We start from the raw sequence: 12,320 nt of genomic DNA, 5'->3' as shown, positions 1-12,320 counted from the left end.
GGAGCTCCCACATGTTCGAGCTGTCCAAGCCCAGGTTCCTGCCCAGGGTCATGGCGCGTCTGGCTGCCGCCGCCGCTGTCATGGGTGTGTTCGGAACCGGCAGCGCCGGCGCGGCGACCGCGGTGCCCAGACCGGATCAGCAGCCCGACTTCGCGCGGGTCATCGTGCGATTCAAGGCGCAGGCGGACGCGGTCAAGGCCAGGCCGCTCGCGCTGCGGGCCACCGCGGTCGAGACCAAGGACATCGCGCAGGTGCGCGGCACCACGCTCGGCCTGCGACATGCGGCGACGCTGCACGCGCGCATCAGCCTCGACGACCGGACCCACGTCTACACCGCCAGCGGGATGAGTTCCGCGGAGCTCGCCCGCCGGCTCGCCAGCGACAGCGAGGTCGAGTCGGTCGAGGTCGACCGCTGGTGGAAGCACTTCATGACGCCCAATGACCCGCTCTACACCACCGCCTCGCAGGCGGGGGTCACGGCGGGGCAGTGGTATCTCAAGACGCCGGATGCGACGGTGGTCTCGTCCATCAACGCGCCGGCGGCGTGGGACCGGGCGACGGGAACGGGGGTGGTGGTCGCGGTGCTGGATACCGGCGTGCGGATGGACCATCCGGACCTGACAGGCCAGTTCGTCTCCGGCTATGACCTGGTCGGTTTCAACAATGGCGCGACGCCGACGGCCAACCAGATCGCCACCGCCAATGACGGCGACGGCGCCGACAGCGATCCGAGCGATCCCGGCGACTGGGTCAATCAGTCCGACATCGACAGCGGCCGGCTGGGCAGCAGCTGCACGACCGATGACATCGGGTCGAGCTCCTGGCACGGCACGCGGGTCTCCGGGCTGATCGCGGCGCTCACCAACAACGGCCAGGGCATGGCCGGCGTGGCGTTCAACGCGAAGATCCAGCCGGTGCGCGTGCTTGGCAAGTGCGGCGGATGGGCCTCCGACATCGCGGCCGGCATCCGCTGGGCGGCAGGCGTGTCGGTGCCGGGACTGCCGGCCAACCCGACCGCGGCCAAGGTCATCAACATGAGCTTGGGCGGGGACGGCGCGTGCGCGTCGAATTCGGTCTACCAACTGGCGATCAATGACGCCGTGGCAGCGGGCGCGACCGTGGTCGCCGCCGCGGGCAATGGCGTCGACAACACCGATGAGACCAAGTCGGGCGGCATCGAGGTCGGCGTCCCGGCGAACTGCAGCAACGTCATCGCGGTCGCCGGCCTGCGGCACGTGGGCTCGAAGGTCGGCTTCTCCAACCTCGGACCGCAGGTCACGATCAGCGCGCCGGGCGGCAACTGCGTCAACACGGGCACCGGCCCCTGCCTGTACCCGATCCTCTCGACCAGCAACGGCGGCACGACCACGCCGGTGGTGGGCAGCACCGCCTACAACTACACCGGCACCGGCACCAGCTTCTCGACCCCGCTGGTCAGCGGCACGGTGGCGCTGATGCTGTCGATCAATTCATCGCTCACGCCGGCGCAGATCAAGGCGGCGCTGCAGTCGTCGGCACGCGCCTTCCCGGCGGTGAGCGGCGTCGCGCAGTGCGTGGCGGGCAACAGCGCCCAGCCTCAGCTTGAATGCAACTGCACCACCACCACCTGCGGCGCCGGCATGCTGGATGCGAACGCGGCGGTCGCGGCGGTGACGCCGGTCGTCACGCCGCCGACGACACCAACGACGCCGACCACGCCCACGACGCCCGAAACCACCTCGAGCGGTGGCGGTGGCGGCGGCGCGATGAGTGGCCTGTGGCTGGCCGCGCTGATGCTCGCCATCGTGGCGCTGCGCTGGCCGGCGGCCCGGACGAGGCCTTCAACCCACGCAGGTCCGAAGCAATAACGCTCCGGCCTCTGCAACTCCCTCGCCCCCTACGGGGGAGAGGGTGGGGGAGAGGGGGAGCGTTGAAGTAGCACTGGCGTACTTGCACCGCCCCTCTCCCCTCCCCTCTCCCCGCACGCGGGGCGAGGGAGTTCGTGCGCGAGAGCGGCGCAGCGGCTCAGCGGCTCGCGCCTGATCCGGACTCGCTGGCGGCGCCCGGCGTCTCGAGCGCGCAATCCTTGCGCTTCTCTCCCCATGGCGGATTGGCCAGCGCATTGAGCTTCCCGACCTGATCCCCATCGAGCCGCGCCAGCCGCAGCGTCGTCTGCTGCAGCGGCTCCTGCAGCCTCAGCACCCGCAGCCCCTTGTAGTTGCGCCGGGTCATCCCCTCGAGCGCCGCCTGCGCCGCCGCCTCGCTGTCATGCTTGCTCAGCACCAGCGTCGGCTGTTCGTCCGGGAATCCCTGCAGCGGCTCGAACGCGATCTTGGCGCTGCGATAGGTGTCTTCCTTGCGTTCGCGGAAGTCCTTGCTCGGCATCTTGATCGTCGCCAGCGCCCACACCCCGCCGCTGTCCAGCGACCGCGCCTCGATCGACGACGCCGGCACGCCCGCCGCCACCAGCGCCGCGTTGGCGCGCTTGAGCAGCTCATCGCCGATCAGCGGCCCCAGTTCCACGCAGGAGCGCGTCGCCAGCTGCGTCACCGCCTTCTGGTTGAGCACCGTCAGCCGCTCCGGATGCAGCTGCTGCTCCATCCGCGGCGCGTTGGCCGCCCCACCGGCGATCCAGCCCTTGTTCCAGGCGAACACCAGCACGTTGACGACGAAGAGCAGGACGACCGCGGCGCGCAGCATCGTGGCTTACCCCTGAGCGCCCGTGGACGCGCCGCCCGGACCGCCCGGACCGCCAAAACCGCCCAGCCGCACACTGACCTCGCCGCCGCTGACGGTCTGACGGCCGCGCGCGGTATCGATCAGCAGCTCGCCGCGCTCGTTGACGCCGGCGCCGGTGCCTTCCAGCAGACCCGCCGTGATCGCCTGCCCCTGCAGCAGATCGCGCCTGGCGAAGCGTTCCCGCCACGCGCCGAATCCCTCGGCCGGGAAGGCGGCCAGCGCCTTCACCAGCGTCGGCGCCAGCCGCGCCAGCGCCATCGGCGGCGTGACGTCCTCGATCAGTTCCTGCAGGCAGGCGAAGCCGGTGTTGAGCTGCGAATCCGCGACCTTCGCGCGGTCCGACACGTTCAGGCCCACGCCGATCACCGCCATCCGCGACGATCCCGCCGGCACCGTCTCGATCAGGATGCCGCCGAGCTTGCGATCGTCCAGCCACAGGTCGTTGGGCCACTTCAGGCGCAGCCGCTGGCCCTCGGGGTCGAGCGCCTCGGCGATCGCCGCGCCCACCACCAGCGACAGCCCCGACCAGTCCGCCATCTCCAATGGCAGCGACAGCGAGAAGGTCAGCGACGCCCCCGCCGTGCTGTGCCAGCTCCGCCCCTGGCGGCCGCGGCCGTGGGTCTGGTGCTCGGCGATCAGCAGACAGGGATGCAGGTCATGCTGGCGGCGCCCATAGGGACGATCGCCCGCGCGGCCGCCGGCGGGCGCCGCGCCCTCGTCGCGCCGCACCCGCTCGACCAGGGTCGCGTTGGTCGATTCGACCCGCGCCAGCACCTCGATGCTGAGCCCCGGGAGCAGCGGCTCCAGGTCTTGCCACAGGGCTTCGGCGCCCCAGTTCTGATGTTCTTGCATCGCCGCGAGTGTGTCCTGCGATCCCGTCCTGGTCTTCACGAACCCTTGGGCCCGCTGCTGGTGAATGGCCGGAGTCTAGAGGGAGATGACGGCACCCGGCCCGCCGCCACCATGAATCGGTGGCTGTAGAGCCTGACAGGGTGCCCCCCCGGAACTCAGCGTCCCTTCGGCGCGAGCATGGTGCCGCGGCATCCCGGTGTGCCGCAGCGGCACTCGAACCGCTTCTTCAGCTTGGGCGTATAGCGTTCGTCGATCACCAGACCATAGTCGTAGAACAGCTCCTCGCCGGGGGAAATGTCCGTCAACGCGTGGATGAACACCCGGCCGTCGACCTCCCGCGCCTCGCAGTTCGGGCTGCAGGCATGGTTGATCCAGCGCGCGTTGTTGCCGTCGTGCGCCGCGTCGATGACCCCGCCGCCCTCGAGGTGAAAGTAGAAGGTATGGTCCGGCTGCGACGGATCGTGCGGATGGCGGCGCAGCGCCTCGTCCCAGTCGATGCGCTCGCCCTTGTACTCGATGAGCTTCTCGCCGGCCTTCAGCGGCACCAGCGCGTACACGCCGCGGCCGTGCACGCCGGAGGCCCGCACCTGGATCCGGGCGGACCGCTTCGCGGCGGGACGGGCATCGGGCTTGCCGCCCGCGGCGGGTGGGTTGGCGGGCGCGGGGTCACGGGCGGGACGCTGTTGCGGCATGGAGCGAGTCCGGTACATTGAATTCATGGGTGCGCGCGCGCGTACACACGTACGTAGGTGCGTGGGCGCGCGCGAGGCCGGATTGTAGGCAGGCGTCCGACCCGTTCCGGGCACCTGAACGAAGACGAAAGAAACAAGCGCAATGAGCAAGGCATTGGTGATCGCGGAGAAGCCGTCGGTGGCGCAGGACATCGTCAAGGCGCTGACCCCGCTCTCCGGGAAATTCGAGAAGCACGACGAGTATTTCGAGAACGACGAGTACGTCGTCAGCTCGGCCGTGGGCCATCTGGTGGAGATCAAGGCTCCCGAGGAATTCGACGTCAAGCGCGGCAAGTGGAGCTTCGCCCACCTGCCGGTGATCCCGCCCCACTTCGACCTGAACCCGATCGACAAGAGCAAGGGCCGGCTCAACGCGCTGGTCAAGCTGATCAAGCGCAAGGACGTGACCTCGCTGATCAACGCCTGCGACGCGGGGCGCGAAGGGGAGCTGATCTTCCGCCTGATCGTCCAGTACGCCGGCTCCGCCAAGGCGCAGGTGGCCAAGCCGGTGAGCCGGCTGTGGCTGCAGTCGATGACGCCGCAGGCGATCCGCGAGGGCTTCGAGCGCCTGCGCACCGACCAGCAGATGCTGCCGCTGGCCGACGCCGCGCGCTGCCGCTCCGAGGCCGACTGGCTGGTGGGCATCAACGGCACGCGCGCGATGACCGCGTTCAACTCGCGCGATGGCGGCTTCTTCCTGACCACCGTCGGCCGCGTGCAGACGCCCACGCTGTCCATCGTCGTGGAGCGCGAGGAGAAGATCCGCAAGCACGTCTACCGCGACTACTGGGAGATCCGCGGCAGCTTCGACGCCGAGGCCGGCCAGTACGAGGGCAAGTGGTTCGACCCCGCGTTCAGGAAGAACGCCGAGGACCCCGAGCAGCGCGCCGACCGCGTCTGGACGCAGGCCGAGGCCGATGCCATCGCGGCCGCCGCCAAGGGCCAGCCCGCCACGGTGACCGAGGAGTCCAAGCCCAGCACCACCGCCAGCCCCGGCCTGTACGACCTGACCACGCTGCAGCGCGAGGCCAACTCGCGCTTCGGCTTCTCGGCCAAGACGACGCTGGGCCTGGCGCAGGCGCTGTATGAGAAGCACAAGGTGCTGACCTATCCGCGGACGGACTCGCGCTACCTGCCGGAGGACTACCTGGGCGTGGCGAAGCAGACCGCCGAGATGATCGCCAGCGAGGACATGCCCGGCCCGCTGCAGGCGCTCGCGCCGCACGCGCGCACGGCGCTGGACAAGGGCTACATCAAGCCGACGAAGAAGGTCTTCGACAACGCCAAGGTGTCGGACCACTTCGCCATCATCCCGACGCTGCAGCCCCCGCGCAGCCTGACCGATGCCGAGGCCAAGCTCTACGACATGGTCGTCAAGCGCTTCCTGGCGGTCTTCTTCCCGCCGGCCGAGTTCCAGGTCACGACGCGCGTCTCGACGGTGAAGACGCCGGCCAGGTCGTATGCCTTCCAGACCAACGGCAAGGTGCTGATCAAGCCGGGCTGGCAGGCGGTCTACGGCAAGGAAGCCACCGACGAGAACGCCGAGCCGGGCACCAGCGGCGCGATGCTGGTGCCGGTGAAGACCGGCGAGGTGGTGCGCACCGAGGACACCGAGGTCAAGGCGCTGGTGACCAAGCCGCCGGCGCGCTACACGGAAGCGACGCTGCTGTCGGCGATGGAAGGCGCGGGCAAGCTGGTCGACGACGACGAGCTGCGCGAGGCCATGGCCGAGAAGGGCCTGGGCACGCCGGCCACGCGCGCCGCGATCATCGAAGGCCTGCTGGCCGAGAAGTACATGCTGCGCGAAGGCCGCGAGCTGATCCCCACCGCCAAGGCCTTCCAGCTGATGACGCTGCTGCGCGGACTGGGCGTGGAGGAGCTGACCAAGCCGGAGCTGACCGGCAACTGGGAGTTCCAGCTCTCCGAGATGGAGAAGGGCCGGCTCAAGCGCGAGGCCTTCATGGCCGAGATCGCCGCGATGACCGAGAAGGTCGTGCGCAAGGCCAAGGAGTACGACCGCGACACCATCCCCGGCGACTATGCGACGCTGAAGACCCCGTGCCCGAAATGCGGCGGCGTGGTCAAGGAGAACTACCGCCGCTTCACCTGCACCGGCAGGAGCGGTGACGGCGAGGGCTGCGGCTTCTCCATCCCCAAGATCCCGGGCGGCCGCAGCTTCGAGCTGCACGAGGTCGAGGCCTTCCTGCGCGACAAGAAGGTCGGGCCGCTGGAGGGCTTCCGCTCCAAGGCGGGCTGGCCCTTCACGGCCGAGCTGGCGCTGGTCTTCGACGCCGAGATCGACAACTGGAAGCTGGAGTTCGACTTCGGCGAGGACGCGAAGAAGGCCGAGGAGAACGGCGAGCCGGTGGACTTCAGCGGGCAGACCGCGCTGGGCCATTGCCCCAAGTGCGGCGGCCGCGTCTTCGACTTCGGCAGCAACTACGTCTGCGAGCACGCGGTCGGCGACAAGGTCACCTGCGACTTCAAGAGCGGCAAGATCATCCTGCAGCAGCCGATCGAGCCCGAGCAGATGAGCAAGCTGCTGGCGACCGGCAAGACGGACCTGCTGGAGAACTTCGTCTCCAACAAGACGCGCCGCAAGTTCAAGGCCTTCCTGACCTACGACAAGAAGGAAGGCAAGGTGGTGTTCGAGTTCGAGCCGCGCGCCGCCAAGACCGGCGCCAAGCCGGCGGCCAAGAAGGTCGCGGCGAAGAAGGCGACCGCGAAGTCCTGAGACCGGGCGCGGCCGGGCCGGCGCGGGAGCGCCGGTCCAGTCGCCGCTTTCAGCGCGGTGTCCAGCGCGGTGTTCAGCGCAGGTAGCCGTCGCCGCCCAGCACCGGCTGGGCGCGCAGCCGCTCGGCCATGAAGTCGATCAGCAGCCGCAGCGTCGGCGGCACGCGCCGGCCGGCGGCATGCACGAGGTGCACCGGCGCGGCCGGGATCTCGTGGTCCGCCAGCACGATGCGCAGGCGGCCCGCCAGCACCGCGTCGACCGCCTGGTACAGCTGGCATCGCACCAACCCCACGCCCGCCTCGGCGGCGGCGATCGCCGCGGCGGTGTCGTTCACCATCAGCGTGGGCGTGAGCGCCCGCGCGCCGTCCCGGAAGCGCCAGGGCGTCATGCCCTGCCCGTCGAAGTAGCCGGCGATGACGCGATGCCCGGCGAGATCCCGGGGCGAGCGCGGCTCGCCCGCTCGCGCCAGGTAGTCCGGCGACGCCACGATCACGCGCCGCATCGCGCCGACCGGCACCGCGGTCAGGCCCGAGTCGGGCAGCTGGGCGATGCGCACGGCCAGGTCCTGCGCCTCGTCCAGCAACGACACGACGCGGTCCACCAGCAACAGCTTCATCCGCACGCGCGGATGGCGGTGGAGGAACTCCGCCGCCGGCGGCGCGACGTACAGCCGGCCGAACATCGATGGCGCCGTCAGCGCCAGCAGCCCGGCGGGCTCGGCCTGCGCGCCGGCGGCGGCCGCCTCGGATTCATCGAGGTCGCCCAGGATGCGCCGGCAGTCGAGGACGAAGCGTTCGCCGGCTTCGGTCAGGCGCACCGAGCGCGTGCTGCGCTGGAACAGCTGAACGCCCAGGCGCTGCTCCAGCGCCGCGATGGCGCGCGTCGCCGCCGAGGCGGAGCAGCCCAGCCGCCGCGACGCCGCGGCGAAGCTCTGCGTGTCCGCGACCGCGACGAAGCAGCGCAGGCGTTCCAGATGGTCCATGGCCGTGGGGCGCCGCCTTTGAAAGGCAAGGGGAAGGCGGCGGAATTGTTTCGAGCACTGCAATTCTGAATGATGCGCGGCCCTGATTCAAAGCGTGGATCGCAAGAGCTACGGTAGAGGCCTTCGATCACTGCCTTGATGGAGCCGCCCGATGAACGCCCCCTTCCCTCGCCCGACCGCCCCGCTGCGCCTGCACCGCCTGGCGGCCTCGGGCCATTGCCACCGCGTCGAACTGTTGCTGTCGATGCTCGGCCTGCCCTACACGGTGGTGGACGTTGACCTGCGGCGCGGCGAGAACAAGCAGCCGGCCTTCCTCGCGCTGAACGCGCTCGGCCAGGTGCCGGTGCTCGAGGACGGCGAGCTGGTCCTGCCCGAGAGCAACGCGATCCTGGTCTACCTGGCCACCCGCTACGCCCCCGATGCCGGCTGGCTGCCGCGCGACGCGGTCGAGGCGGCGGCGCAGCAGCGCTGGTTCAGCCTGTCGGTGGCCCTGCTGGGCCCGGGTGCCGCGAGCCCGCGCTACCGGACGCTGACGGGACAGGCCGTCGATCCGGCCTCGCACGCGCTGGGCCACACGCTGTTCGCGCGGGTCGAGGACCAGCTCTCGCGCACGCCCTTCCTGGTCGCCGAGCGGCCGATGCTGGCCGACCTGGCGTTCTACGGCTACACCTCGCAGGCGCCGATCGGCGGCGTGTCGCTGAGCGACTATCCGCGCCTGCGCGCCTGGCTCGCGCGCATCGAGGCGCTGCCCGGTTTCCTGCCGCTGCCCGACAAGCTCTGAACGAGATCCGCGAGGTTTCCCATGGACACGCCCTGGCATCCCGGCGAACAGGCGCTGCACGCGCGGACCGGCTCCGAGGAACGCATGGCCGAGATCGGCCGGCAGGTGATCCGCGACCACATGCCCGACCAGCACCGCGAGCTCTTCAACAAGCTGCCGACGATGCTGCTCGGCGCGCTCGATGCCGAGGGTCAGCCGTGGGCCACGATGCTGGCCGGGCCGCCCGGTTTCGTCGCGACGCCGGATGCCCGCACGATGACGGTGTCGGCGGTGCTCGACGGGCAGGATCCGGCGCTCGCCGCGCTGCGCGCGCTCGGCGTGGGCGCGCCGGTGGGGCTGCTCGGCCTGGAGCCGCACACGCGCCGGCGCAACCGGATGAACGGGCGCCTGCGCGCGCTGTCCGGGGAGGGGCTGGCGGTCGAGGTCGTGCAGAGCTTCGGCAACTGCCCGAAGTACATCCAGGCGCGCGACCCGCTGGCCTGGGACGAGACGCCGCCGGCGCTCGCGCGGGCGCTGGACGCGTCGCTCGACGCGGACGCGCTGACGTGCCTCGCCGCGGCGGACACCGTCTTCATCGCCAGCGCCTCGGCGCCGGTGCCCGGCGACGGCCGCGCGGACGGCGTGGACGTGTCGCATCGCGGCGGGCCGCCGGGCTTCGTGCGCATCCATCGGCGGCTCGACGGCGGCGTGGAGCTGCGCATCCCCGACTTCGCGGGCAACCGCTTCTACATGACGCTGGGCAACCTGCTGCGCCATCCGCGCGCGGGGCTGCTGATCCCGGACTACGCGAGCGGCGAGCTGCTCCACCTGGCGGCGCAGGCCGAGGTCGTGTGGACCGAGACCGAACGCGAACTGCGGCTGCGCGTCACGGCGGGCCTGCGCCGGCCGGGCGCGCTGCCCTGGCGCTGGAGCGAGGCGCGGCTGGCGCCGCAGTTCGGGACGCCGGCGTAGTCGGATGACGGGACGAAATGGCGCGGCGGCGGACTGAAGGGCTTTTCAACTCTCCGCCATTGGCCTAGCCACGATGTTTTCGGTGTCGCCCCATCCCTCCCCTGAACTTCGAAACTTGCATGAGATGACCCAGCCCGGCGCGGAAGATGCGTCCGGATTGGCCGCGCCGCGGGACGCCGCGGTCGGCGATGCCGCCGCCAGGCGGGTGCTGCATGGAATCCGCCAGAACACGATCGCCGGCTTGGCGCTGCACGCGTCGCGCGTCACACCGCGCCCCGGCGAGTCCGTCGAAAGCCTGCAGGCGCGCCGGACCTTCGCCTGGACGCTCGCGCGCGACGCGGCGGACGCCATTGGGCGCTCGGCCGCTGGGCTGGAGGCCCTGCCGGCGGAGATCCTGGGCCCGCTGATCATCCGCGAGCAGGCGCTCCATTTCGGCATCGAGGTGGCGCTGGCAACGGTGCCGCCGGAATCACGGGGATTACCCAAGCTGATGCTCGACGCGCGGCACGTCTGCGAGCGGATTCACATGGCCGGCGACGAACCGACCTGGTCCCAGGCACTGGATGCACTCGAAGCCATCCTGGCTCAGTTCGAGCGCCTGGCGTGGCCTGCCGGCAACCCGTGAAATCCTGGGGACGCGTCTCAACGGAGGTTTTCCAGCGCCACACCGCATTTGCGCGACACTCGGCCGCAAACAATTCTGCGAGTCAGGAGAGGGCATGCGGTCATGGGTGGATCGACGCTGAGCATCCAGACGCGGCTGGTGGCCGCGCTGAGCCTGAGCGCGACCGTGCTGGTCGGCTTGATCGGCCTGTATTGGGTTGATCGTCACGAGCACGAACTCAATACGGCACTGGTCGAGCGTCAGCAGCGCATGGCGCAGCTGGTGGCGCGCGGTTTCGCCGAGCCGGTCTGGAACCTGGACAGCGCCGCACTCTCCGAGCTGCTGGATGCGGTGATGGCGGATCCCGAGGTGCAGTCGATCACGCTGTCGGCGCCGGGGCTGGAGACGCTGCGGCGCTCGCGCGAGCAGCCGGCGGTGCGGCCGCTGACGCTGGAGTTCGAGCTCAGCCACCGCGCCGGGGCGCAGGGCCCGGCGGGGGCGCTGGGGCGGGCGACGCTGGTCTACACGCGCAGCTACATCGACCAGACGCTGGGCGAGACGCGCCGGCTGGTGGCCAGCCTGCTGGCGACGGTGCTGATCGCGATCGCGCTGACGAGCTACTTCCTGGTGCGGCGGCTGGTGGAGCGGCCGGTGTCGCGGCTGCGCGGGCTGGCGCAGCGGGTGGCAAGCGGCGAGCTCGGCGCGCACATCGAGCCCGAGCATGCCGATGAGATCGGCGATCTGACCGATCAGCTCAATGCGATGAGCGGCAAGCTGCGCGATTTCGCCGAGGGTTTGCGCAGCAGCGAGCAGCGCTATCGCAGCCTGTTCGAGAACGCCGCGGAGGGCATCTTCCAGGCCGACGGCCACGGCCGGCTGCTGCGGGTGAACAAGGCGCTGGCGCAGATGCTGGGCCTGAGCCGGCCGGAGGATGCGCAGGGCGTGACGCTGCAGCGGGTGGTGCGGATCGAGCCGGCCGAATACCGGCGGCTGGCGCGCGCGCTGGAGCGGCACCGGCTGCTGCAGCAGGTGCCGCTGCTGGTGACGACGCGGGACGGGCGCGACCTGTGGGTCGAGCTGAGCCTGCACCTGGTGCTGGATGGCGCGCCCCGCATCGAGGGGCTGGTCAGCGACATCACGCTGCGCCGCCAGGCGGAGCAGGAGCTGACGCAGCACCGCGACCACCTGGAGGAGCTGGTCACCGAGCGCACGGTGGAGCTGTCGCAGGCCAAGCAGCGGGCGGAGGCGGCCAACCAGGCCAAGAGCCGTTTCCTGGCGACGATGAGCCACGAGTTCCGGACGCCGCTGAACGCGATCCTGGGCTTCGCGCAGCTGCTGCAGATGGATGCCTCGCTGAACGACGCGCAGAAGCATCGCATCCGGCTGATGCGGGAGTCGGGCGAGCATCTGCTGGTGCTGATCACCGACCTGCTGGACGTGGCGAGCATCGAGGCCGGCAAGCTGATGCTGCAGCTGAGTCCGCTGGACCTGCGGGCGCTGCTGGAGATCTGCAGCGAGTCGATGCGGCCGCGCGCGGCGGAGAAGGGGCTGGCGTTCAGCGTTCAACTGGATCCGCAACTGCCGACGCGGGTGCGGGCGGATGGCCAGCGGCTGCGGCAGGTGCTGCTGAACCTGCTGTCCAACGCGGTGAAGTTCACCGACCGCGGCCGGATCGGGCTGGTGGTGGATGTGGTCGCGCAAGGACCGAGCAGCCTGGTGCTGAGGTTCACGGTGTCGGACACCGGGATCGGGATGGCGCCGGAGCAGATGGAGCGGCTGTTCCAGCCGTTCGAGCAGGTGGCGGACCGGTCGCGCAGAGCGGGCGGGACGGGGCTGGGACTGGCGATCAGCCAGCAGCTGGTGCGCCTGATGGGCGGGGAGATCACCCTCGAGACCTCGCCGGATGCGGGGAGCCGGTTCAGCTTCGCGCTGGAGTTGCCGTTGGCGTCGTGAGGACGGGCCGCTGG

The 12,320-nt window shown here is 70.5% G+C and carries 10 protein-coding genes; 6 read left to right on the top strand and 4 right to left on the bottom strand.

Annotated features, from left to right (window positions below; all coding sequences use genetic code 11):
- Positions 1-11: 11 nt before the first annotated feature.
- The gene (locus ACEN96_RS03605) at positions 12-1,847 is read left to right on the top strand and encodes a S8 family peptidase (protein WP_495586683.1); all 1,836 of its coding nucleotides are present in this window, start codon (positions 12-14) and stop codon (positions 1,845-1,847) included.
- Positions 1,848-2,004: 157 nt separating this feature from the next.
- Here the strand turns inward: ACEN96_RS03605 and ACEN96_RS03600 are convergent, their stop codons facing one another.
- The 3 genes from ACEN96_RS03600 to ACEN96_RS03590 form a co-directional block, all read right to left on the bottom strand.
- Entirely contained in the window at positions 2,005-2,679 is a 675-nt protein-coding gene (locus ACEN96_RS03600; RefSeq protein ID WP_495586682.1) for a hypothetical protein, read from the bottom strand.
- A gap of 6 nt (positions 2,680-2,685) precedes the next feature.
- Positions 2,686-3,570: a biotin--[acetyl-CoA-carboxylase] ligase gene (locus tag ACEN96_RS03595; protein WP_495586681.1), complete on the bottom strand. Its 885-nt coding sequence runs from the start codon at positions 3,568-3,570 to the stop codon at positions 2,686-2,688.
- A 155-nt stretch (positions 3,571-3,725) separates the two neighbouring features.
- A complete protein-coding gene (locus ACEN96_RS03590) occupies positions 3,726-4,262 on the bottom strand; it encodes an SET domain-containing protein (RefSeq protein ID WP_495586680.1) in 537 nt (178 codons plus the stop codon).
- A gap of 142 nt (positions 4,263-4,404) precedes the next feature.
- Here ACEN96_RS03590 and ACEN96_RS03585 point away from each other — a divergent pair, with 142 nt between their 5' ends.
- Complete coding sequence (locus tag ACEN96_RS03585) at positions 4,405-7,035, top strand: DNA topoisomerase III (protein ID WP_495586679.1); 2,631 nt, start codon at positions 4,405-4,407, stop codon at positions 7,033-7,035.
- A gap of 73 nt (positions 7,036-7,108) precedes the next feature.
- Here the strand turns inward: ACEN96_RS03585 and ACEN96_RS03580 are convergent, their stop codons facing one another.
- A complete protein-coding gene (locus ACEN96_RS03580; protein ID WP_495586678.1) occupies positions 7,109-8,017 on the bottom strand; it encodes a LysR family transcriptional regulator in 909 nt (302 codons plus the stop codon).
- 151 nt (positions 8,018-8,168) lie between these two features.
- On the opposite strand from ACEN96_RS03580, the gene ACEN96_RS03575 reads away from it, so the two are divergent.
- From ACEN96_RS03575 to ACEN96_RS03560, 4 genes are all read left to right on the top strand, one after another.
- A complete protein-coding gene (locus ACEN96_RS03575; protein WP_495586677.1) occupies positions 8,169-8,798 on the top strand; it encodes a glutathione S-transferase family protein in 630 nt (209 codons plus the stop codon).
- Between the two features lie 21 nt (positions 8,799-8,819).
- Positions 8,820-9,749 (top strand): pyridoxamine 5'-phosphate oxidase family protein, encoded by a 930-nt coding sequence (locus ACEN96_RS03570; protein WP_495586676.1) that lies wholly within the window; start codon positions 8,820-8,822, stop codon positions 9,747-9,749.
- A gap of 115 nt (positions 9,750-9,864) precedes the next feature.
- Positions 9,865-10,374 (top strand): hypothetical protein, encoded by a 510-nt coding sequence (locus ACEN96_RS03565; protein WP_495586675.1) that lies wholly within the window; start codon positions 9,865-9,867, stop codon positions 10,372-10,374.
- Between the two features lie 102 nt (positions 10,375-10,476).
- Complete coding sequence (locus tag ACEN96_RS03560) at positions 10,477-12,306, top strand: ATP-binding protein (protein ID WP_495586674.1); 1,830 nt, start codon at positions 10,477-10,479, stop codon at positions 12,304-12,306.
- Positions 12,307-12,320: the final 14 nt, after the last annotated feature.

The organism is Roseateles sp. Mitsp63 (assembly GCF_059491535.1).
The sequence above is the reverse complement of the archived record's forward strand: the minus strand, read 5'-3'. Positions and strand labels throughout refer to the sequence as shown.

Bases quoted from the DNA above. Each gene is read 5' to 3' on its own strand.
- ACEN96_RS03590 (WP_495586680.1), bottom strand. From the start codon at position 4,262: ATGCCGCAACAGCGTCCCGCCCGTGACCCCGCGCCCGCCAACCCACCC.
- ACEN96_RS03575 (WP_495586677.1), top strand. From the start codon at position 8,169: ATGAACGCCCCCTTCCCTCGCCCGACCGCCCCGCTGCGCCTGCACCGC.
- ACEN96_RS03580 (WP_495586678.1), bottom strand. From the start codon at position 8,017: ATGGACCATCTGGAACGCCTGCGCTGCTTCGTCGCGGTCGCGGACACG.
- ACEN96_RS03595 (WP_495586681.1), bottom strand. From the start codon at position 3,570: ATGCAAGAACATCAGAACTGGGGCGCCGAAGCCCTGTGGCAAGACCTG.
- ACEN96_RS03570 (WP_495586676.1), top strand. From the start codon at position 8,820: ATGGACACGCCCTGGCATCCCGGCGAACAGGCGCTGCACGCGCGGACC.
- ACEN96_RS03560 (WP_495586674.1), top strand. From the start codon at position 10,477: ATGGGTGGATCGACGCTGAGCATCCAGACGCGGCTGGTGGCCGCGCTG.
- ACEN96_RS03585 (WP_495586679.1), top strand. From the start codon at position 4,405: ATGAGCAAGGCATTGGTGATCGCGGAGAAGCCGTCGGTGGCGCAGGAC.
- ACEN96_RS03600 (WP_495586682.1), bottom strand. From the start codon at position 2,679: ATGCTGCGCGCCGCGGTCGTCCTGCTCTTCGTCGTCAACGTGCTGGTG.
- ACEN96_RS03605 (WP_495586683.1), top strand. From the start codon at position 12: ATGTTCGAGCTGTCCAAGCCCAGGTTCCTGCCCAGGGTCATGGCGCGT.